The organism is Microcoleus sp. Pol11C3, from assembly GCF_036701485.1.
Classification (GTDB): Bacteria; Cyanobacteriota; Cyanobacteriia; order Cyanobacteriales; family Microcoleaceae; genus Microcoleus.
Genome location: NZ_JAUBQW010000002.1, coordinates 60,244 through 82,555, shown reverse-complemented (window position 1 = coordinate 82,555; position 22,312 = coordinate 60,244). Strand labels below are relative to the sequence as shown.

Below are 22,312 nucleotides of genomic sequence, written 5' to 3'. Positions count from 1 at the left end.
CATTTTGATTAACTTGGCAAAACATTTAACATCCAGCACAGCGCTAATGCACAACAAAAAGCCGTCACTCCGACTGATGGCAACCGTTTGGGAAATCCCGATCTAAACTGTTAACAACCATTAACTAACGGACGGGTGACATGAGATACAAACTACTAGGTCACAGCGGACTTCGCGTTTCCGAAATCTGCCTCGGAACAATGACTTTTGGGGAAGAGTGGGGTTGGGGGAGTTCCTACGACGAAAGTCGGAAAATGTTCGACGCCTTTGCAGAAGCGGGCGGCAATTTCATTGATACCGCGAATCTCTACACCAACGGTACTAGCGAAAAATATGTCGGTGAGTTCATAGCAGCCGATCGCGAAAAATGGGTAGTTGCCACTAAGTATAGCCTCAACATGAAGAATGGCGAAATCAACGGTTTCGGCAACCACCGCAAAAATATGGTGCAAGCAGTAGAAGCAAGTTTGAAGCGGCTGCAAGTTGAATACATAGATTTGCTGTGGCTGCACGCTTGGGATTTTACCACACCCGTCGAAGAAGTAATGCGTGCTTTTGACGATTTGGTGCGCGCAGGCAAAATTCTTTATATCGGCATTTCCGATACGCCAGCTTGGATTATTTCTCAAGCAAATACGATCGCCAATCTGCGCGGTTGGACACCATTTATCGGGTTGCAAATTGAGTATTCTTTAAAAGAGCGAACTCCTGAACGGGACTTGATCCCTATGGCAAAAGCCTTTGATATTGGCGTGACAGCTTGGAGCCCCCTAGCAGGCGGTTTGCTGACAGGAAAATACAACACTTCAGAAACAGCCAGCGAAGCTAAACGGCTGAATTCACCTGAATCGGGCAAAATTAACGAACGAGACCTCAAAATTGCTGCTGAAGTTAGCAAAATAGCAGCCGAAATTGGCAAACCTGCTTCTCAAGTAGCGCTAAATTGGCTGATCCAACAGTCAGTCGGAGTTATTCCGATTGTGGGTGCGCGCCAACTCTCGCAACTTCAGGAAAATCTCGCTTGTTTGGAGTTTGAATTAACCCCGGAACAAATGCAGCCGTTAGACAAAGTAAGTGCAATTGAATTGGGTTTCCCCCACGATTTATTAAAGAGTTCGACGGTGCAAAATTTTGCCTTTGGAGGGGGAATGGCAAAAATTGACAGCCGCCGACTCTAAAGTTACTGCTATTTTCTAGTCGCCGATTTACGTGGATATTTTGCCTTTGATTGCAGATATCGGCGAACCCGCCCTTAGAGGGATGATTGACATTTGTGCTGTGGGCGCGAGGTTAAACTGACGCCCACGGCGCAAATGTCATTATCTTGGTTTCTTCCCACAGACTCGCCCAAAATCTTAGGTTTATCGTTGCCGTTACCTGTTTTCTGTGTTATTGTTGAGACAGGTACTTTTCGGTGAGTTTAACCTCATTGCATAAACTGTCAATTATTAATCTATCGGAAGTCAGAAATCTCGATCGCAACTTGGTATATTAGGATACAAATTTACCAAATTAGCGATCGGATGAGTTGAAAAAAAGCAAGGTTTGTCAAATCAAAAAGCAACATAAACTTGATGGCAAATTTTCTCTCATCTTCAAATAAAGCAATAAAACTCGCTCTTTTTTCACCCCGTACCTGCCAGTTAAGAGTCATTTTACAAGGTCGATCGGCATTTTAACGGCTTTGGAACCCAGCCTGCAAGCTAGGTGTCTCCTGAGATAAAAGTCATCCTTCAGATAGAAGTTAGGGGAGAAAAACCGGGTTATATTTAACAACAATAGCAAGTCTAACAATATTAACTTATCTCCAAGTTTCAATTTTGAAAAAAGCAGATAAGCCTGTTTTTTCCGCAGCTAAACACTTTCTTTGTTTGGCTCCTTGAATGCGGCGCTTGCTCGTCAATAAAAGTTCTCAGATTTATGCTTGCGACTTTCAGTAAGACACTGCTGAGAAATATATCCTATTGACCACTTTTAACGGACAAATTTTCCTTGACAAATTCCAGAGGCTAATATGTCGCCCCCCGAAAACTCAGTAAACAATAATTATAGCAATAACGATCGAGCATGGGAGATCCGATTTACCTCTATAGATCCAGCCAAATCGCCCTCTCAATTCGCTGCGTCGCCCGCATTGCGCGCTAACTTATCAAAAACTGAGGCTTTAGATGCACCAGATTTAGTTTGCCTGTCTCATTTGCGGTGGAATTTTGTTTATCAGCGTCCGCAACATCTCTTGAGTCGCTGTGCCAAAAATCGTCGCGTATTCTTTGTAGAAGAACCTGTGTTTAGCGAGGCTACAGATTGGTGGCTTGATGTCAGCATCCACGAAAGCGGAGTCTGGGTAATAGTACCGCACCTGAGCGAAGGAACCAGCGAAGCAACAGCACAAACTGCTCAGCAAGCCATGCTAGATGATTTGTTTCGAGCGGCAGAAATTAGCCAGTACATCCTCTGGTATTACACACCAATGGCTGTCAGTTTCACCAGCCACTTAAATCCGCTAGCTGTAGTCTACGACTGCATGGATGAACTGTCAGCATTCCAAGGCGCGCACCCGGATTTAAAAGCCAATGAAAACCAATTATTAAAGCGCGCTAGCGTAGTATTTACCGGGGGACACAACCTTTACGAAGCCAAACAGCACCAGCACCCAAACATTCACCCCTTCCCCAGCAGCATCGAAAAAGAACACTTTGCGACAGCCAGGAATCTTTCAGAAGAACCGGCGGATCAAAAAGACATTCCTCACCCGCGTTTGGGATTTTATGGCGTCATAGACGAACGCATGGATATCGAACTGCTAGCGGGCATGGCTCAAGCAAAGCCAGACTGGCATTTAGTCATTATTGGCCCGGTGGTAAAAATCGATCTGGCAACTCTGCCCACTCACCCAAATATCCACTATCTCGGTGGCAAATCTTATCAAGAACTGCCAGCGTATCTTGGCGGGTGGGATATAGCCATGCTGCCTTTTGCGATTAACGAATCGACTAAGTTTATTAGTCCCACGAAAACTCCAGAATACCTCGCTGCCGGCAAACCGGTGATTTCTACTCCTATCCGCGACGTGGTGCGGCCCTACGGAGAAAACGGCTTGGTTCGGATTGCTAGCAATTCTGAAGAATTCGTTGCTTGTGCCGACGAAATCTTCAGCGAAAGTTCTGACGTTCGCATGAAGTGGCTGAGTGAAGTAGACGCCTTTTTAGCAGACAATTCTTGGGACAATACCTGGGGCGAAATGCTGGGGTTGATCGAAACTGCGATCGAAGGCAAAAAGCAGAAAGCAGAAGGCAGGATGAAAATTTTAAGTTAGGAAAGTTGAGGTGTAAGTTAAAGAGTTACCAATTAACGCATTCCCAACTTAAGACTCAATTCTCCTGGTTTTGTTTGCAATTCCAAATTACTAATTACCCCTTACCTTACCAAAACTCAGAGGTGTTTTAATGTTTGACTATTTAATCGTCGGAGCCGGATTTGCAGGTAGCGTCATTGCTGAAAGACTAGCAAATGAAGCCGGAAAAACAGTCCTGATAATTGATACCCGCAACCACATCGGCGGCAACGCATACGATCACTACGACGACCACGGCATCCTCGTACACAAATACGGCCCCCACATTTTTCACACCAATTCGCGCCCTGTTTTCGAGTATCTTTCGCGCTTCACCGAGTGGCGGCCCTACGAACACCGCGTCCTCGCCAGCGTTGACGGTCAACTGCTGCCAATTCCCATCAATCTCAACACCGTAAACCAACTTTACGGACTGAATCTCACCTCATTTGAAGTAGAAGATTTCTTCGCGAAAGTAGCAGAACCCAAGGATTACATTCGCACTTCCGAAGATGTGGTTGTCAGCAAAGTTGGTCGCGAACTTTACGAGAAATTCTTCCGCAACTACACGCGCAAACAGTGGGGAATGGACCCGTCGGAACTCGACAACTCAGTGATTGCCCGCGTACCCACTCGCATTAACCGGGACGATCGCTATTTCACCGATACTTATCAAGCAATGCCGCTGCACGGCTACACTCGGATGTTTGAAAAGATGCTGGATCACCCAAACATCAAGGTGATGCTGAATACCGACTACCGGGAAATTGAGGGTTTTATCCCTTACGGAGAAATGATTTACACCGGGCCGGTCGATACCTATTTCAATTATTGCTACGGCAAACTTCCTTACCGTTCCTTGGAATTCAAGCACGAAACACTGAACGTACCCGTACACCAAAAAGCACCGGTCGTAAATTACCCCAACGAGCATTTATATACTCGCTGCACGGAGTTTAAATACCTCACCGGACAAGAGCATCAAAAAACTAGCATTGTCTACGAATACCCCCAAGCTGAGGGAGACCCTTACTACCCGGTTCCGCGTCCAGAAAATGCCGAAATTTACAAGAAATATAAGGCTTTGGCTGATGCAACTCCGGGAGTAGCTTTCGTGGGAAGGCTGGCGACTTACAAGTATTACAACATGGATCAAGTGGTCGCTCAAGCTCTGACAACTTACACTAAAATTACTACCAAGCCGGTGATTGAATTGGCGGCGAATGTTAACGGTTCTCCTTCTAATGTAAGCTCCTCGGATGCAGTGGTTGATCGCCCAGCCGCAGCTTCTCTAGAAGTCGCTGCTGTCAACGGCAAGGGCAACGGCAATGGCAACGGTAAATCTGGTAGCAAGTAGCTGGAATTTGTGAATTTGTAGGGGTCAAAATGTCTGGTGATCCGTGCGCCACCTACTGCGCTCGCTAAAAACGTAAGGTAGGCATGGATCACCATACTAGGTTTGGATCAAAATTTATTTAACAATTCAAACAAGTGTTGAGGTGAAAATGAGAGTTATAGTTAAAATTGTTTTGTCTCATGAGATTTTGCAAACTGCTCAATTTCCGCATTTCCATAAAGAAATAGAGCGCCTAATTGACAGTGGTGGCAAAATTCTTATGCTCGATTTCTCAAAAATTAATTTTTTGAAAAATTCGGAGTTAATGGCTGTAGTGGCGATCGTGAAATTAGTGAGAGACAGCGCCTGTATACTTTTGATATCTGCCATGAGCCAACAAGTTAGAATGCTCTTTGAACTCACGGGACTAGAACAAATATTTCAGTGTTTGCCACCTTCGGAAGAAGTTAACCTCAAAAGTGACCAAACTGAACCTTTAGCAGGTTTGCAAAGTGTTGCCAGCTAAACTAGAGTTGTGAGTTGGGAAGAGTGTCCCATGATCCGAGGGTCCCAGAGGAAAATCTTTCTTCCTCCTCAAAACTTTGGACAGTTTTTGATGGGCAACGCTAGAATATTGGTTTCAGGGCGATTGGGTAATCGAGCGGTCAAGGAAAAATCAAGGGTTTGAGACTACGACCTAAAAAATTTCCTGACTATGGCTTCTGAGTAATGACTAATGACTAATGACTAATGACTAATGACTTGAACATAAGAGAGCTTTCAGATGAGGCTGTTTTAAAATGCAGAACTTTTGCAAATTAATTAGCAAAAAACTTCTCCAAGTCGGGGCAATAGTCGCTAACGTATAAATATAACTTCGGGTAGATGTGCCGATGAGCTGGTTAGGTAGAGAACTAGAAAATTGCGATATTGAAGAGTCTGCAACTGTTGACAACAAGGTAACTGTTCAAGGGCGGAAAACAGGTTATCCGCGCCCCCAATTGCGCCGCAGTAACTGGATTTGTCTTAACGGTCAGTGGAGGTTTGCTTACGACGACGCGGGAGTGTGCGTGCAGCCGATCGATATTTCTGAGTGGACTCACACTATAGAAGTGCCGTTTGCTCCTGAATCGGCAAAAAGCGGGATCGGCGACACGAATTTTCACGCCAACTGCTGGTACGAGCGCGAATTTGACGTACCCCACGCAGAAGGAAGAGTGCTGCTGCACTTCGGGGCAGTAGACTACCGCGCCCGCGTCTGGGTGAACGGTCAGTTTGTCATCGAACACGAAGGCGGACACACTCCATTCACGGCAGACATTACAGCAGTTTTGAACCTCAGCGGGCCGCAGCGGGTTACAGTCTGGGCCCACGACGACCCGCAAGATTTGGAGCAACCGCGCGGCAAGCAAGACTGGCAAATAGAGCCACACAGTATTTGGTATCCGCGCACGACCGGCATTTGGCAGACTGTATGGGTAGAATTCGTGCCTCGCACTTATATTGAGCGCATCCGCTGGACTCCGCAGTTTGAACGCTGGGAAATCGGTTTTGAAGCGTTTGTCACGGGCGATCGCCAGTCGGGAATTCAGATTAAAGTTAAACTGTCGATCGGCTGTATGCTGCTGGTCAACGACACCTACGAAGTCATCAACGGTGAAATCCACCGCCGCATCGCCCTCTCAGACCCCGGTATCGACGACTACCGCAACGAACTGCTGTGGAGTCCCGAAAAGCCGACGCTAATTAACGCTCAAGTGCAGTTATGGGCAGACGGGAAACTACTCGACGAGATTAAATCCTACACCGCCATGCGGACTGTCAGCATCCAGCGCGATCGCTTCATGCTAAACGGCCGCCCCTACTATTTGCGACTGGTGCTCGACCAAGGTTACTGGCCCGACACCATGATGACTGCCCCTTCCGACGAAGCTTTGCGCCACGATGTCGAATTAGTCAAAGCAATGGGTTTCAACGGCGTCCGCAAACACCAAAAAATCGAAGACCCGCGATTTTTGTACTGGGCGGACGTGCTGGGACTCCTAGTTTGGGAAGAAATGCCCAGCGCCTACCGCTTCACTCCCAAAGCCGTTCAACGACTGACGCAGGAGTGGACGGAAGTCATCGACCGCGACGCCAGCCACCCCTGTATCGTAGTCTGGGTGCCGTTCAACGAATCCTGGGGAGTTCCGAATTTAGTCGAAGCAGCAGCCCACCGCAACTACGTGCAAGCGCTGTATTTCTTGACCAAAACCCTCGATCCGACTCGCCCCGTCATCGGTAACGACGGCTGGGAAAGCATCGATACCGACATTCTGGCGATTCACGACTACGACAACAATCCGCAAACCCTAGCCAAGCGCTACGGGCCCGAAGTCCAGCTAGCCGATTTGTTCGATCGCGGGCGTCCCGGCGGGCGAGTCCTCACCCTCGACGGCCACCCGCACCAAGGACAGCCGATGATGCTGACAGAATTCGGTGGTATCGCCTGCGCCGGTCGCGAAAACCCTGATTTTTACAGAGTTTGGGGCTACGTGCGCGCTTCGGACACGAAGGAACTGCAAAAGCGCTACACCGCGCTGTTGCAGGTGGTAAACCGAGTGGAAATGTTCAGCGGATTTTGTTACACGCAGTTAACCGATACTTTCCAAGAAGCTAACGGTTTGCTGTATGCCGATCGCACTCCCAAGTTTCCCCTAGAGGTGATGGCTGCGGCAACTCTCGGCTGGGATATTCCCGAAGAAAGTTCACAGCCCCAAGCTATTACTCAATGCTAAATACACTACAAACCAAAATTTAGTTTGTAGTGAGGAATGCAAGTCCTTTCTTAAAGATCCGAAAGGATTGAAGTCCTCACTACAAACCAAAATACCGTTTGTAGTGAGGAATGCAAGTCCTTTTTTAGGAATATTTAAGGACTAAAGTCCCTACTACGAACCTTAAAACCTCGCTGTCAACTGTCAACTGTCAACTGTTTAATCATGTTTCAAAGTTTTTTCATGGGCGGATTTGAATGTTCCACCCACAGAGTGCAATCTGGAAAACGCCTCGATGTCACAGCCGCCACCGGTCACGATAAATTTGCAGCAGCAGACTACCAACGCTTGCAAGAGCAAGGCATTTACACAGTCCGCGAAGGCCTCCGCTGGCACTTAATCGAACAGTCGCCCGGAAAATACGATTTTTCCAGTTCCCTGCCCATCATCCGGGCAGCCCGCGACATGAAAATGCAGGTAATTTGGGATTTGTTTCACTACGGCTGGCCTGACGATATTGATATTTTCAGTCCCGAATTTGTGTCCAGGTTTGCAAACATGGTGCGCGCTTTTATGGAAGTGCTGGCGAACGAAACCGACCAAACACCTTTTGTAACACCTGTCAATGAAATTTCATTTATTGCTTGGGCCGGCGGCGATGTCGCCTACATCAATCCGTTTGCCAAAGGGCGGGGAGACGAGCTCAAAATCCAGTTGATTAAAGCAGCGATCGCAGGGATAGAATCAGTTTGGGAAGTCAATCCCAGCACTCGCATCGTTCAAATCGATCCCACAATTAACATTATTGCCGATCCTGATAAACCGGAGGATCGGGACGCAGCGGAAGGTTATCGCTTATCTCAATATCAAGCTTGGGATATGTTAGCGGGACGTTTTCGCCCGGAACTCGGCGGCAAGGAAAAATATCTCGATATTATTGGGGTGAATTATTACGATCGCAATCAGTGGATTCACAATGAAGATCCGATGAAATACACAGACAAGCTGTACCGCCCGTTTCGCGAACTGCTGCAAGAAGTGTTTGAGCGCTACCGTCGCCCCTTATTCATAGCCGAAACGGGTACTGAAGACGATTTTAGACCTGTCTGGTTTAATTATGTGTGCACTGAGGTAGTGGCGGCGATGAAAGCAGGAGTTCCGATAGAGGGAATCTGCTTGTATCCGATTGTCAACCATCCGGGTTGGGACGACGACAGGCACTGTTACAATGGTTTGTGGGATTATTGCAATGAATCGGGCGATCGAGAAATTTACCAGCCTTTGGCGGATGAATTGCAGTTTCAAAGGCAGCAGATTGAACCGCTGTTGAAGTTGCACGAGTAAAAACTTCGATCTAATTCTGTAGGGTGCGCCGAAGCGCACCTTATACTAAATCTGCGTTAAAAATTCCCGATGATTTCCTAATATTTTATTCGATTAACTCAGCATAAAAGAGTCAAGCTCATCTACATTGTGAATAATCTTGGAATCAGAAACGCCATAAGCTTCAGCTAATTCGATACTAGCTTGTAATCTCACTTCGAGGTTTAAGTTAGGATCAAAAGCTGCTTCTGCTAAATTACCTAGTCGTTCATAGGTAGCAATAAGATTAGCAACGGCTGCCTTGTAAGCTCGGTCAATTTTAGCCAGAGACTGTTGATAATATTGTTCCACTTGTCGAGCAAGATGAGTATCTTGTCCCAATAACTGCTTGCAAAAACCAGTTACGATTCGACCCGCGATCGCACCAATGACAGCGCCAACAACAGGAATCGGAATCAAAGCTTGTCCGATAGTAGCTCCAGCAGCAACAATGGCTGAATCAGCACAAGCAAATAAACTTAATTCAACGAATTGATCGGCCGTAATTTCCCCTCGGTTCAAACTACCGACTAAACTAGCAACTTCCAAGCCTGCACTAACAAAACCACCAGCTAAAGGTGCAGACATTTGGGTAAAATTCGTTAACCCATAAATAACTGTTGCCGATATACCACTAAGTGCAGCTCCTTTTGCGGTATCAATTCCAATTTCTTGCCAGTCTTCGGGGGTTAACTCACCCTTAAAAACGTTTTTACCTTGCTTATACTTAGCGTAAAGCTTAGTAGCAAATCGAATACTACCACCAATAACCGCGCCTTTAACAGCAACATTACCAAAATCAGCCAAAGTAGGTTGAGCGTCGTAGCGTATCCCATCCTTAATTTCTTTGTGTTCTTGCTTTAATTCATGCTCTTTGCGGTCTAGGGTATCGTCAACTTTGCCTATTTGCACATCTTCATAGTTAGACGATCCAGCTTGAACAGTCTGACTGAAAGGACGACCCGACATCAGCTCTATTTCTTGAGCTTTTTCTTGTATTTTTTGAGCAGTACGACTTGTTATTCCCTCGACTTGTTGCCCTTTCAATATTTTATCAATAACTTCATATTGGTTTTTAGGGATGTGGTAATATGACCCATCTCTGCCAAAGTTTTCGTATTTCTTCATGTGGTCGAGAACGTGGTCTAAATTATTGCCAACCCCATTCACAAATTTAGACTGTACTTTAATACCATCAATTAAATAATCTTCCGGTGCTGTTCTACCCACTCCTTCAAAAGTAGCGCGAGTTTCAGAGGAGTTCAAAAGAGATTTTGCATTGCGAATACCAACTTCCACTTGCTCAGCTATTTCACCGTGTTTTGTGCTTGTGTTTCCCAGAATGTTTTCGGGAGTACCCACAAAATCACGAACTTTATCAATCTCCCTGACCGCTGCAAAAAAAGCTCGGTCTTGTTTACTGAGTTCCCTTGTAAGCTGTTCTGCATGGCGCAGATTTTCCTCTGCTACTATTGCAGCAACGAATTGAGTTGTTAGATGTCTATCTTCTCTGTTTTCCATGTTTAAAAAAATAGCAGCCTTACTCCCTAATTGCTAGAGGATAATGCTGCACTCCAAATTATAATTACATTTTCAGGTCTACGGTCTTTTTAATAGACTCGCTCAGGGAAGTAATGGAATTGATTAAAGTCCCCAGCCTTTGTTTGAGAGCTTGGCTAAAATTCAGGTAATTCAAAGGTGCATTCTGCTTGAAGTATTGCAGTTCACTTTGAATCAACTTAGCTAGTTTGACAGTTTCCCCCTCAAGAAGATTGACTTCTTTCTTTGTTATGTTGACTTTAGCTGTGTCACCTTCAATTTCAAGAGCGCGGTTGTTGGCTTCGTCACCAATTTTTTCATTCTCGTTACTTGTCCAAAAAGCACTACCAACCAAAGCTACACCACCAATCCCCCAGCCAATCGGCCCTGCTAGTGCCAGCAGTGCATTTCCAGCCACCATACCGCCACCACCCACAGTAAGAGCGCCACCTCCTAACCAAGCTAAAGCAGCATTAACGGCGGCTGCACCGGAAAGAGAAGCAATCGCAGTACCTGTTGAGGCTGTTCCAAAAGTTGTAGCAATTGCCATTGCTGCTGCTGGCCCAAAACAGGCAACTCCTGCTCCAGCCATGACTCCTGCACCACCTGCTGCTGCTACATTGCTGTTATGAGCCGCATAGATTAGATCCCAATCTTTGCCAGTAATTTCCTTGAGCTGAAACTTCAGTTTTGTAACGACTTTGCTAAACTCTTTTGGCGAATTGGCCAACGTGTTAATGTAATTTTCGCATAGTTGGATAATCTCAACCCCACGATTGACTCGCGTTTGATAAAGACTTCCAGCGGCATTTTGTAAATACTCACAATCTCTTTGGTACTTTTCTACTGCACGGCGCAGTCTATCTTGTGCCTCTTTTTTGTATTCGTGGTTAAACATTTACGGGTAAATACCTAATTATGAGGAGTTTGTGTTGATAACTCTGTCGAGCAGAAAACGGTACCTCGCAAGAAGTGAGCCTTGCCACAATTTCCTGTGTAAAATTAATCACGATTCTGCTTTCCCTCATCCTAATCTAACTACCTTTAACAAAGAAACTAATAAGCATTAGGAATCGTGTTAGACTTTGATTATAAAAAATCCAGAAACCTATCCCCTGCAATGGCATCCTCTAACGATCGCTTCCCCGAAGCTGCCCGCGACTGGGACTTAGAAACTCTTTACACAGACCTAGCATCCGCCAAGGGAAAGCGGCTCACGCCTACAGAGAAACAACATCTACGGGGTCTACTCTGCGGCTACAGTCCCGCCGAAATTGCCGAACGGCTCAGTAAAAACCCCAAGGGAATTGCGGTAGATTTCTGTAATACTTTATACCAATATGTAAAAAATCTGGTAGGTAAAGCTGATGAAAAGGTAGAAAACTGGAGGAAGATTTGTGAATGGCTGGAGGACGCAGGATATAAAACTCAGCCGTCTCCCGAACCTGAATCAGGCGATTGTTTACCAATAAAATTCTTAATAAAAAAAGCAAATGTAGTTGTTGATAAAAATCAAATCATAGTTGATATCAACCTGCGAATCGTAGCTTCCTCACCTTCAGAAATTCCCATTATAGAAAACTTCGATATCAATGGCAATGGTGCCAACTAAAGAAAATGAGCTTTAAGGCATTAGCTTAATGTTAAACCGATCGCCCCACAGTCCGGCAGGGGTTTAAACCCCTGCCGGACTGTCGGCTTAAATTCGCATTCCTAACTTGACTTATCTATATAATTTGCGACTTTAGATAGGGGCGGATTATCACAGCACGAAGTTATAATCCTAAAATCTATTAAAAGCAATCGCCCGCCCCTACCAAAATGCACTCCCAAATATTGCGAAAACCAGACGGCCGCCCGCTGACACTCTACAGCCGCTACCCAATCCCAGAAGGCATCGTGGCAGTAAGTCCCAGTAACGAACCCGTACAGGCAAACCCGCATTTTCGCTGGCATCCTTTGCGGGGGGAATGGGTAGCATACGCCAGCCACCGCCAGGGAAGAACATTCATGCCGCCGCCGGAATACAACCCGCTGGCTGCTACAATTAACCCTAAATTTCCGACAGAATTGCCGCAGGGAGATTACGACGTAGCAGTGTTTGACAACCGCTTTCCCTCGATGACTTTGCAGGCAAAAAACGCACCTGCAAATATTGTGGAAACTTTGCCCGCTCACGGCATTTGCGAAGTGGTAGTGTTTACTCAAGATCCCCAGGCTTCCCTCGGCGCTTTGGAGTTATCTCACTTAGAATTGCTGTTAGAAGTATGGGCTGATCGCACTTCAGTTATCGGCAGCAATCCCGAAATTCAATACGTCTTGCCTTTTGAAAATCGCGGCGTCGAAGTTGGAGTAACTTTGCACCATCCCCACGGTCAAATTTACGCTTATCCTTTCGTGCCACCAGTGCCGGCGCGGATGTTAGAATGTCAATCGGTTTACTATCAAAAAAATAGCAGCGGTTTGCTGCAAGATTTGATTCAAAAAGAGATTGCCGACAAACAGCGAATTATTTATTTAGATGAAGAGGCGATCGCCTTTGTCCCCGCTTGCGCCCGCTACCCCTACGAAGTGTGGATTGCGCCGATCGCACCCGCTGCTACATTTATCGATCTTACCGAAAAACAGCGTCAATCACTCGCTAAAGCCTTAAAAACAGTCACCCTCAAATATGACGGTTTGTGGCAGCGCCAATTCCCTTATTTGATGGCTTGGTTTCAAGGCCCCACAGACGGAAAACCACACCCAGAAGCGCATTTGCACGCGCAATTTTATCCGCCCTATCGATCGAGCGATCGGCTAAAATATCTAGCAGGAACCGAACTAGCCGCCGGAATGTTTGCCAACGACGCTTTACCCGAAGAAAAAGCTAAAGAATTGCAAGCCGTATCCGTCAATCTCTTGTAAATTTTAGATTTTAGATTTTAGATTTTAGATTGAGGAAATCCTGACTCAAATAATTGATTTTCTTCCTTCTTCGTGGGGTGTCCCGCCCGCCCTAAAAATATAATTTAGATGCAATAAAGCCGATGATAAACTCATTCAACAAAGAAGTCGATCGCAAACTCGAATTCATCCGCCAAACTTTAACCGAAACAGGAGCAATTGCCCTTCGCTTACGAGGCACAGACTGGTTTGCCTGGGCCACAGCCGGCGGTTCCCATACAGTATTGCTAACCGCAGAAACTGGAGTTGCAGAACTTTTAATCACCGCCGAAACCGCTTGGGTTCTCACCGATGAAATCGAAGCCCAGCGCCTGCAAGACGAAGAAATTCCAGCCAACTTTCAAATGTACATCTATCCTTGGGCAGATGTTGCACAGCGAGAAGCTTTTGTGAAAGAAATAACAGATGGCGGTAACGTCATGAGCGATCGACCAATTTATCCCAAAGAAACCCCAATAATCGCATCTTTACAGTCTCGAAAACAGACAATGATGTCAAGTGAATTAGAGCGATATCGGCGAGTCGGGCGTTTAGCCAGCGAAGCGATGACAGAGGTACTTTCCGCAGCAAAACCTACATGGACAGAATATCAGCTAGCGGGAGCCGGTGCAGAGGCATTGTGGGCGAGAGGTTTGCATCCAGCCCTGACATTAGTTGCTGGAGAAAGGCGTTTGCCACTGTACCGTCACGCCACAGCAACCGGCGAACAAATTGGGCGACAAGCAATGTTAGTATTTTGCGCGAGGGGATGGGGTTTGTATGCAAATTTAACCAGATTTGTCAGTTTCGACGTTCTTGGGGAAAAGCATTCAGACTTGCACCGACAAGTCAGAGAAATTGAAGTGGCTGCGTTGAATTCGTGTCGGCCGGGAGTATCGCTGAATGCGGTTTATGATACGCTTAAAACTGCTTACGAACAACACGGGTATCCTCAAGCAATTGCGGAACACCATCAAGGCGGAACTACCGGATATTTGGCACGGGAAATTGTGGCTAATCCAGCTACTTCAGATATTTTGACAGAAAATATGGCTGTGGCTTGGAACCCGAGTTTGTCGGGAGCAAAAATTGAGGATACGTTTGTAATTCACAGCGATGGAACGTTGGAAAATTTGACATTCGATCCGAATTGGCCGAGTGTAGAAGTAGCGGGAAGATTGCGGCCAGTGCCGAAAATCGTTTAGAATTTTGAGATGGCTCAAAAGTTTTAACAACATCGATAATACATATCCCGTAGCGGCGGGTTAACCAACATCTCTAATAAACCTCTTGCAAAAATCGCAAACGAGCCTGAAAATATCTGCGTTAATCTGTGCTGCATCTGCCTTAAATCTGCGGTTTATGTATCAATCAAAGACTTATGCAAGAGGTCTTTTACCCAATTCGCTTATGACAGACACCCTACCGATTTACCAAATTCGCTTTATGCTCATGTTTTGGCATTGGTGATAGAAGTCATGCCAAAGTGGATTTGGTATGACTTTCTTTTCTACAGTCTTCATCTGAGAATAGATACAGGCAGAACTACTCAGATTTAGTATTTACTGCACCAGCAATCTTACTGTCTTTGCTAGAGTATGTGAGATAAGCAACTCCACCAGCGATTAGAATAGCTAAGACAAGGCTAATCCGCCCCGTACCAAAGCCAACCCCGCCAAGCTCCTGAGATCTACCTATCCAATCTGCGAATGAAGCGCCCAGTGGCCTAGTCAGGATATATGCGAGCCAAAAAGCCCCGACCTCGTTGAGTCCTGAGCGCCAGTATGCCAGGGCTGGTAGAGCAAACAGCACGGCAAACAGCAAGCCCGACGTGAAGTAACCCAAATTCAGAGTTGATGCCGTCATATCACCTGCGGCTGTGCCAAGCGCGAACGTAACCATGACCGTTGCCCAGTAAAATAACTCGCGCCGAAACGTGTAGATATGCTCAATAGACAACGTTTTCTCGCTCATATACCAAACTGCAAAAATAATGCCAAGCACCACAGAAAATCCTGCGGTTGATATGGGATACGAAATACCCAATCCGACATGGATGGCATCAGCAACCATCGTGCCGAAGATAGCGACCATAATGATAGCTAACCAATAGACCCAGGGAATATATCTACGTACTGAAAACTGTATTAGTAACGCAACGACCAATCCACTCCCTCCAAGAGCCACCGCAAAAATTGGGTTCATCTGATGAGCTAGGTAATCTGAAGTCGTTTCGCCCATTCCCGTCGTTAGCAACTTGATAATCCAGAATAAGACTGTAACTTCTGGCAGTTTCTTGACATTACTGATTCCATGCTGTGCAGATCGATCTAGATTGTATGGTTTTGGCTTCATAGAATTTGACACTTCCACCCCGCTCATAGGATGGGATTTTTGGCTCCTTGACAAACCTTAACCTGTACTGAGGTAAAGCCGAGGTCTGCGAAGAATAGGACATAAGCTAAAAAAATGTAACACAAACGCATCGTAGTGCGCTTTTGCTCAAACGAGTCATGTAGCGATCGCCCTCTCCCTACAACCTCAGCCGCCACCGTCTTAAGAAATCCCTGAGACTGATGCAGCAATGCAATAAGTGTGCCAAATTCAAGCGCCTTGGGTCAAACACACCAGAGATGAAAATCGAGGGACAGTGCGATTCGTTGTAGCGTAAATCTTGGTAACAGCCCGTACATAACGCTACCAACCAACCATAAGGTTGGTATTAAGTAGTGGAACAGTATTAATTAAACAAAATTTTGGCTACAAGCCTTACCCAGTAAACAAGGTGTATGTAATTAATTCTGTCCGATTACTTATAATTCACATCCAAAATATCTGTAAACCCTTAAAATTATTTTGGGTGGGCATCCTGCGCGCCCCAAATATTCAGGTTAAATGTGAAATAGCTTAGTTAATTTAAACTCTCAATACAGGCCTTTCGGGATTTTCAGGATTGGGAACTAAACGCTGATTCTTGCAATCTACCAGCAAATCTAATGTTTCTAAAACAGTTTGACCGATTAGCACTATATCGCCTAAAACCATTGCTGCCTCAATCGTCTCGCGCCCTTCTATTTCAATCAGAATAGGCCCGGTCAATCCCACAGCTTCTTGTCTACCATCAGCATATTTTGCTATTTCCTCACTCCTAATTCTTAAACCCAGGTGTTCGCAAACTTCTACAGGAATAGCTGTGCGTACTGCACCAGTATCTATCAGTGCTTCTGCTTCGTACACGCGCAACAGATTTGGATTGAGCAATCCTCTCTTGACTAACTCTTCATCAATTGCATTCGTTAGCTTAACTTTGACTCGAACTGCACCCATATTTTTGGTGATTTGACTTAGATTGCGATCGAGATTTATCATGTCGCCTCTCTTTTCGTCTATAAACTATTCCTTTAATTCTAGCTTGAAATTCGTGCAGCCACAGGTTAAAACCTGTAGGCTGCAACCGTAGGTAAACTATTGCTAAAGATTACTCATCTTCAGCATAGATAAACCGATACAATTCGCTCGGATCTGGTTCGGCGCTTTTTTCCGCAAAATCTACCGCATCATCAATTACTGCTTGAATCTTATTTTCGATCTCTTTCAATTCTTCAGCAGTTGCCAAAGTTCGATCGATCAAATCAGCAGCCAACTTCTTAATCGGATCGCGGGGGAACCAATATTCCTTCTCTTCTTTAGAACGCAACTCATCAGGATCTGCCAAAGAATGGCCACGAAAACGATAAGTCAAAGCCTCGATCAAAGTCGGCCCTTCGCCCGCACGCGCCCGCGCTACAGCTTCCTTCGCGACTTCCCGCACCGCCAAAACATCCATCCCGTCAACCTCGAAGCCAGCCATGCCAAAAGCATGAGCTTTCTTGTAAATCAAGGGATCAGAAGTAGCTCGCTCGTGGGCCATGCCGATCGCCCATTTGTTGTTTTCCACCACATAAAGAATCGGCAACTTCCACAAAGCCGCCATATTCAAACACTCAAAAAACTGCCCGTTATTTGCAGCACCATCGCCAAAAAAACAAGCAGTTACGCCATCAGAACTCTCATCCCCCAAAGCTTCGCGCCGGTACTTCGATTGAAAAGCCGCCCCCGTAGCTACAGGAATCCCCTCAGCCACAAAAGCATAACCTCCCAACAGTCGGTGTTCGGCCGAAAACATGTGCATCGAACCGCCGCGGCCCTTCGAGCAACCAGTTTCCTTCCCGAACAACTCCGCCATTACCTCCCGCGCCGGGACGCCCGCGCTCAAAGCGTGAACGTGATCGCGGTAGGTGCTGCTGACGTAATCGGTGTCATCCCGGCGCATCGATCGAATCACGCCAGTAGAGACAGCTTCCTGACCGTTGTACAAGTGGACAAAACCAAACATTTTGCCCCGGTAGTACATCTCAGCACACTTGTCCTCAAAGTAGCGCCCCAAGACCATATCCTCGTAGAGCATCAAGCCCTCATCCCGAGAAATGTTTACGCTTTGCGCGTCAAAAACCGGTAAAATCCGTTCCTGAACCATAAATAATTAATACCCGACGATCGGCTTCCTAGACATCTAAATTTAAACCCAGATGGGACACAACCGCAGCAGAAAACGATCGCACCCTTGCTCCGCTGCAGTTCACCAATTGTTAAAATGAGTTTGGCAGGCGGGGCGGATTACCGGGACTCGGAGAACCAACTCCCATCTAAACCCCATGCACACAAATGATATAATTTCATTACTCTCAAACCCGAAAATGCTCAAGAGTCCAACAACTCATTTAGCTGACGGGCAGTGGGCTTTCCATTTTCCTCACTGTAAAACGCTGTAGAGGGAAAAAAATCATAGTATCTCTACCGTCAGTCCAACATACCGTGAATTGGTCGGTTGGAAGCCAAGACCAGAATTTTTGATTTGGTTTGCGGGAGTATCTCACTTAAGATAGGCTAATTCAGTTGCTAGCGCTTTGGGGAAGTGGACAGTTCTTTAACTTATGTTAATTCCACTAGATTACTACCGGATTTTGGGTCTACCGATTCAAGCTACTGCCGAACAGTTGCAGCAGGCTCACCGCGATCGAACTTTACAGCTTCCGCGCAGGGAGTATTCCGAAGTTGCGATCGTGGCCCGCAAACAATTGCTCGATGAAGCCTGCGCCGTTCTGTCAGACTCAGACGAGCGCAAAGCTTACGATGCCAGTTTTTTAGCCAAAACTTACGATCGAGAGTCGGAAGCCGCACAGGAAGCCAAGCACCAGAGGTCGAAAACCTCAGCAGGCACGGCCACCTTTCTGCAAGACGCAGGAGAAACCGCTCCGCCAGAGTCCAAGCCTTTAGAGGCTGCTCCCGACCCCCACACTCCAAGTATTGAAATCGATGACAACCAATTCGTAGGAGCCCTGCTCATACTGCAAGAACTGGGGGAATACGAACTCGTACAGAAGCTGGGTCGCCCGTATCTTAACAATGGCAGCATAGCGATCGCAGAAGGTCGTTTCGGCGATCCCCAGCTCGTGAGGCCAGATATAGTTTTAACTGTCAGCCTTGCCTGTCTAGAACTCGGCCGCGAACAGTGGCAGCAAGGTCAGTACGAAAATGCCGCAAAATCATTAGAAGCAGGTCAAGAATTGCTGCTGCTTGAGGGCCTATTTGCAAGCGTGAGGGGTGAAATGCAAGCCGACAGATACAAACTCCGTCCGTACAACATTTTAGAGCTACTATCCCTCCCCGAAGAAAAAGTCGCCGAGCGTCGCAAGGGACTGGAAATCCTGCGAGAAATGCTTCAAGAACGAGGCGGTATCGACGGTTCGGGAGACGATAGATCGGGTTTAGGAATAGAAGACTTCCTCCGGTTCGTGCAGCAAATGCGTAAACACCTAACCAGCAGCGAGCAGCAGACCCTATTTGAAGCCGAAGCCGGCCGCCCCTCCGCAGTCGCCACTTACCTCTCGGTCTACACCCTGTTAGCCCAAGGATTTGCCGCCAGACAGCCATCGATGATCCGTCGGGCAAAGCTGATGCTGATGCAGCTCGGTCGCCGCCAAGACGTTCACCTAGAAAAAGCCGTTTGTTCCTTGCTGCTGGGCCAGACAGAAGAAGCCAGCAGAGCCCTCGAACTCAGTTCGGAAAAAGAACCCCTCGCCTTCATTCGCGAACATTCCCAAGATTCTCCCGATTTGTTGCCCGGACTGTGCTTGTACGCCGAACACTGGCTACAAGAAGAGGTGTTTCCGCATTTCCGCGACTTGGCCAACCAGTCAGTATCGTTGAAAGATTACTTTGCCGACCCGAAAGTACAAGCTTACCTAGAAGCTTTGCCACAGGACGCAGAAACCGCCAACGAATGGGTCGTTGTGCAGCCACGCTCAGGCAAGCCGGCGGCGCGACTGCAACCTGCAGCAGGCAGATCGCCCGCAGCAGTACCCCCACAACCCACCAAGCAGGGAGCCAGTACCGTCACCTTGACCCCCGTACCAACCGACGCCGCAACCGCAGCCTCGGGCCCGAAATTCCAGGCAACTGCGGCCGGGCCCAGCCTGGAGGCCGCCGTCTCTCTCCCGACAGGTACGGCGGGACAGCCCGCAGACTCAACTTCCAAAGCCCGCAGGCGCCAACATTCAGGGCGCAGCGGAGCAACGGGCAAGGCGCTAACAGGGGATTTGGTCGATCGGGCGCGCACCAAGGCAACAGAAATTTCTGCCCAAGTCAAGTCCATGCCTCGAAACAGGCTGGCTCTGTTTCTAGTCGCAGGTGTCCTGAGCCTGTTACTTCTGTGGTTAATACTCAGTCTGTTGGCGAGCGCGATACAAGCCCTGTCACCAAAAGAGCCAGAGCCCCTCGTCGGGCTGGAAGCACCGCCGATAGAAATCCCCACTGTTTCCGTGGCTCCAGAGCCGATCGCCGCGGCGTCGGGAGCAATGACTGAGACAGCAGCAAGAGACTTAGTTCAAAGCTGGCTGTCGGCGAAAGCAGCGGCTTTGGGCCCTAAGCACACAGTCGAAGAATTAAAGCAAGTTCTCACAGAACCCGCTTTGTCTCGCTGGCAATTAATGGCAGAAGCTCAACAGCGAAACAACGCTCACCAGCGTTATATACACAAGCTGCAAGTTAATGGAGTTACGACAAATCCGACTAATCCCGATCGCGCCCAAGTAGAAGCCCAAGTATCAGAAAAAGCCGAAGTGTTCGATCGTTCTCAACTCGTTTCTTCCCGCAACGAAAACCTGCGGGTGCGCTACGACTTGATCCGTCAAGAGGGACAGTGGCGGATTATGGATTGGCAAGTGATCAAGTAAGGAATTGTTCAGTTGACAGTTGACAGTTGACAGTTGACCGCACGCGGGGCGACATCTACCTGGAAGGTTACAGCAGTAAATCCTAGGTCTGCAGCAATTGTTGAGGTTGACCGCACGCGGGGCGACATCTACCTGGAAGGAAGAGGATTGGAGTAATGAACAGTCTTCTTTTAATTTCTCCCGATCAGGCTTGGGGCTTTAAACCAATTATTTCTGGTAATTGGTAATTGGTAATTGGTAATTGGTAATTTATGCTTGCTAGTTGCTAATTACCATTTTTTGATTATTAGGTTAATTTTTAATTCCAAAAGCGGGAGTTGTGAATTGCAGATTATTGTTGAAGGCTGGCGTTTTATTTATCATTCCTATTGCGTAGCCAATCAATTTCAACTGCTGGAAATGCTCGCTCGCCCGCGAGGACAAATAGAGCTTTTCCACCGCGATATGCCCTATATTGACCCAGCTTGGGAGACGAAAATTAGTTTGTTCGATCGCCGAAATGAAACTTTACTCCGCAGCATTAGGAGCCCTGTGGTAAATCAGTCAGCGGATGTTACCTTGCGAATGTACTGCCCGTGGGACTTCTCGGCATCCAGCAGCGCCGCAACTTGGGTATTTGCAGCGACAGAATGGGGGATTGTTACCAGTACAGTATTGCAGGCGATGGAGGTTAAGTCGATCGCCCAAACTCGGGTTAATTCAGAAGTAAAAATTATTACACCGTCGGCTTGGTCAAAAGCCGGCTTAATTCGCAGCGGTGTTGAGGCCGATCGCATTGCCGTTGTACCTTTGGGAGTCGATCCTCAGATTTATTATCCTGCTGCGGGCGATCGGCGTCAATCGCTACGCCAAACTTTCGGCTGGTCAAACTATTTTATATTTTTAAACATCGGAGGGCAAACGGATCGCAAAGGTATTCGCCCTTTATTAAAAGCCTTCGCTGCGGTAGTTGACAAATATCCAGATGCCAGATTAGTTTTAAAAGGTTCTGAACTGCTTTATCCATCGAGAGATGAGATTGCTGAAGCCTGCCGAGTTGTGCTCAGCGATGCGGAAAGAGCGAGGGTTTTACCGAGATTAATTTATACTGGCAATCAGCTATCTTTTGCTCAAATAGCAGAGTTTTACCAAGCAGCCGATGCTTATGTTTCTCCGTATTTGGCAGAAGGTTTTAATCTGCCCGTGTTGGAAGCTGCGGCTTGCGGTTTGCCGGTTATTTGCACGGCGGGCGGCCCTACGGATGATTTTACGCGATCGGACTTTGCACTGCAGATTGAGAGTAAATTTACGGCTGTGGTGAGTGAGGGGGAAACTTTATTTATCTTAGCTCCTGAGTGGGAGCATTTGACTGATTTGATGCGAAGGGCGATCGAGCAGCCTGGAATCGCTGCGAGAGCTCGGGTTGCGGGCCCGGCTTTTGTGGCTGAAAATTTTACTTGGAGGTGTGGAGTCGATCGATTGCTTGAGGTTATTGGAGGGGATAAAAAGAGTGAGGAGAAATCTTTTTTTGAGCCAATTATTTTGTAGTTTGGGCGTTTCAATCCCTGATAGGGGTTTAGGTTGATTGCAATTTCTATTTCTTTCTTCTTAGTCGTAAAATTTTTAGTTTCAATCCCTGGTAGGGGTTTAGGTTGATTGCAATCTCATTACTCAGCGTCCGTGGGTTCTTGGCTGTCGTTTCAATCCCTGGTAGGGGTTTAGGTTGATTGCAATCTGTTGTACATTCAGGATTTACTTGGTCACGAAATAAATCTTGTACCTGTTTCAATCCCTGGTAGGGGTTTAG

At 47.0% G+C, this 22,312-nt stretch carries 16 protein-coding genes and 1 CRISPR repeat array (1 of these 17 cut by a window edge); of the genes, 11 read left to right on the top strand and 5 right to left on the bottom strand.

From position 1 onward, the window contains the following. Window positions 1–140: 140 nt before the first annotated feature. From QUA40_RS01090 to QUA40_RS01065, 6 genes are all read left to right on the top strand, one after another. A complete protein-coding gene (locus tag QUA40_RS01090) occupies window positions 141–1,178 on the top strand; it encodes an aldo/keto reductase (RefSeq protein ID WP_333121093.1) in 1,038 nt (345 codons plus the stop codon). An 836-nt stretch (window positions 1,179–2,014) separates the two neighbouring features. Next, entirely contained in the window at window positions 2,015–3,316 is a 1,302-nt protein-coding gene (locus QUA40_RS01085; RefSeq protein ID WP_333121091.1) for a glycosyltransferase family 1 protein, read from the top strand. Between the two features lie 130 nt (window positions 3,317–3,446). Continuing rightward, entirely contained in the window at window positions 3,447–4,691 is a 1,245-nt protein-coding gene (gene glf, locus QUA40_RS01080) for a UDP-galactopyranose mutase (RefSeq protein WP_333121089.1), read from the top strand. 148 nt (window positions 4,692–4,839) lie between these two features. Further along, on the top strand, window positions 4,840–5,196 hold the full coding sequence (locus QUA40_RS01075) for an STAS domain-containing protein (protein ID WP_333121087.1): 357 nt from the start codon (window positions 4,840–4,842) through the stop codon (window positions 5,194–5,196). A gap of 367 nt (window positions 5,197–5,563) precedes the next feature. Continuing rightward, window positions 5,564–7,447: a glycoside hydrolase family 2 TIM barrel-domain containing protein gene (locus tag QUA40_RS01070; protein ID WP_333121085.1), complete on the top strand. Its 1,884-nt coding sequence runs from the start codon at window positions 5,564–5,566 to the stop codon at window positions 7,445–7,447. A gap of 204 nt (window positions 7,448–7,651) precedes the next feature. Further along, complete coding sequence (locus QUA40_RS01065) at window positions 7,652–8,770, top strand: beta-glucosidase (protein WP_333121084.1); 1,119 nt, start codon at window positions 7,652–7,654, stop codon at window positions 8,768–8,770. 93 nt (window positions 8,771–8,863) lie between these two features. Here QUA40_RS01065 and QUA40_RS01060 read toward each other — a convergent pair whose 3' ends face one another. Further along, window positions 8,864–10,309 (bottom strand): hypothetical protein, encoded by a 1,446-nt coding sequence (locus QUA40_RS01060; RefSeq protein ID WP_333121082.1) that lies wholly within the window; start codon window positions 10,307–10,309, stop codon window positions 8,864–8,866. 64 nt (window positions 10,310–10,373) lie between these two features. After that, entirely contained in the window at window positions 10,374–11,225 is an 852-nt protein-coding gene (locus QUA40_RS01055) for a hypothetical protein (RefSeq protein ID WP_333121080.1), read from the bottom strand. Between the two features lie 222 nt (window positions 11,226–11,447). Here QUA40_RS01055 and QUA40_RS01050 point away from each other — a divergent pair, with 222 nt between their 5' ends. The 3 genes from QUA40_RS01050 (at window position 11,448) to QUA40_RS01040 (ending at window position 14,457) form a co-directional block, all read left to right on the top strand. After that, entirely contained in the window at window positions 11,448–11,939 is a 492-nt protein-coding gene (locus QUA40_RS01050; RefSeq protein WP_333121078.1) for a helix-turn-helix domain-containing protein, read from the top strand. Window positions 11,940–12,148: 209 nt separating this feature from the next. Further along, window positions 12,149–13,234, top strand: a complete 1,086-nt coding sequence (gene galT, locus QUA40_RS01045) for a galactose-1-phosphate uridylyltransferase (RefSeq protein ID WP_333121077.1) — start codon at window positions 12,149–12,151, stop codon at window positions 13,232–13,234. Window positions 13,235–13,356: 122 nt separating this feature from the next. Continuing rightward, on the top strand, window positions 13,357–14,457 hold the full coding sequence (locus QUA40_RS01040; protein ID WP_333121076.1) for a M24 family metallopeptidase: 1,101 nt from the start codon (window positions 13,357–13,359) through the stop codon (window positions 14,455–14,457). 340 nt (window positions 14,458–14,797) lie between these two features. On the opposite strand, the gene QUA40_RS01035 is transcribed toward QUA40_RS01040, so the two are convergent. The 3 genes from QUA40_RS01035 to pdhA form a co-directional block, all read right to left on the bottom strand. Continuing rightward, window positions 14,798–15,607: a hypothetical protein gene (locus QUA40_RS01035; protein WP_333121075.1), complete on the bottom strand. Its 810-nt coding sequence runs from the start codon at window positions 15,605–15,607 to the stop codon at window positions 14,798–14,800. A 561-nt stretch (window positions 15,608–16,168) separates the two neighbouring features. After that, window positions 16,169–16,621 carry a clan AA aspartic protease gene (locus QUA40_RS01030; RefSeq protein ID WP_333121073.1) on the bottom strand — a complete coding sequence of 151 codons (453 nt, stop codon included), beginning with the start codon at window positions 16,619–16,621 and terminating at the stop codon, window positions 16,169–16,171. A gap of 109 nt (window positions 16,622–16,730) precedes the next feature. Next, window positions 16,731–17,768 carry a pyruvate dehydrogenase (acetyl-transferring) E1 component subunit alpha gene (gene pdhA / locus QUA40_RS01025; RefSeq protein ID WP_333121071.1) on the bottom strand — a complete coding sequence of 346 codons (1,038 nt, stop codon included), beginning with the start codon at window positions 17,766–17,768 and terminating at the stop codon, window positions 16,731–16,733. A gap of 457 nt (window positions 17,769–18,225) precedes the next feature. On the opposite strand from pdhA, the gene QUA40_RS01020 reads away from it, so the two are divergent. Beyond that, complete coding sequence (locus tag QUA40_RS01020; RefSeq protein WP_333121069.1) at window positions 18,226–20,526, top strand: IMS domain-containing protein; 2,301 nt, start codon at window positions 18,226–18,228, stop codon at window positions 20,524–20,526. A gap of 324 nt (window positions 20,527–20,850) precedes the next feature. Beyond that, the gene (locus tag QUA40_RS01015) at window positions 20,851–22,053 is read left to right on the top strand and encodes a glycosyltransferase family 4 protein (RefSeq protein WP_333121067.1); all 1,203 of its coding nucleotides are present in this window, start codon (window positions 20,851–20,853) and stop codon (window positions 22,051–22,053) included. Between the two features lie 7 nt (window positions 22,054–22,060). Next, a CRISPR array of direct repeats spans window positions 22,061–22,312; the repeat unit is 37 nt; unit sequence GTTTCAATCCCTGGTAGGGGTTTAGGTTGATTGCAAT; it runs 6,531 nt beyond the window's last position.

Coding starts and splice junctions, on each gene's coding strand:
- QUA40_RS01020 (WP_333121069.1), top strand. CDS start 18,226: ATGTTAATTCCACTAGATTACTACCGGATTTTGGGTCTACCGATTCAA.
- QUA40_RS01090 (WP_333121093.1), top strand. CDS start 141: ATGAGATACAAACTACTAGGTCACAGCGGACTTCGCGTTTCCGAAATC.
- glf (WP_333121089.1), top strand. CDS start 3,447: ATGTTTGACTATTTAATCGTCGGAGCCGGATTTGCAGGTAGCGTCATT.
- QUA40_RS01065 (WP_333121084.1), top strand. CDS start 7,652: ATGTTTCAAAGTTTTTTCATGGGCGGATTTGAATGTTCCACCCACAGA.
- QUA40_RS01030 (WP_333121073.1), bottom strand. CDS start 16,621: ATGATAAATCTCGATCGCAATCTAAGTCAAATCACCAAAAATATGGGT.
- QUA40_RS01070 (WP_333121085.1), top strand. CDS start 5,564: ATGAGCTGGTTAGGTAGAGAACTAGAAAATTGCGATATTGAAGAGTCT.
- QUA40_RS01085 (WP_333121091.1), top strand. CDS start 2,015: ATGTCGCCCCCCGAAAACTCAGTAAACAATAATTATAGCAATAACGAT.
- QUA40_RS01050 (WP_333121078.1), top strand. CDS start 11,448: ATGGCATCCTCTAACGATCGCTTCCCCGAAGCTGCCCGCGACTGGGAC.
- pdhA (WP_333121071.1), bottom strand. CDS start 17,768: ATGGTTCAGGAACGGATTTTACCGGTTTTTGACGCGCAAAGCGTAAAC.
- QUA40_RS01060 (WP_333121082.1), bottom strand. CDS start 10,309: ATGGAAAACAGAGAAGATAGACATCTAACAACTCAATTCGTTGCTGCA.
- QUA40_RS01035 (WP_333121075.1), bottom strand. CDS start 15,607: ATGAAGCCAAAACCATACAATCTAGATCGATCTGCACAGCATGGAATC.
- galT (WP_333121077.1), top strand. CDS start 12,149: ATGCACTCCCAAATATTGCGAAAACCAGACGGCCGCCCGCTGACACTC.
- QUA40_RS01040 (WP_333121076.1), top strand. CDS start 13,357: ATGATAAACTCATTCAACAAAGAAGTCGATCGCAAACTCGAATTCATC.
- QUA40_RS01075 (WP_333121087.1), top strand. CDS start 4,840: ATGAGAGTTATAGTTAAAATTGTTTTGTCTCATGAGATTTTGCAAACT.
- QUA40_RS01055 (WP_333121080.1), bottom strand. CDS start 11,225: ATGTTTAACCACGAATACAAAAAAGAGGCACAAGATAGACTGCGCCGT.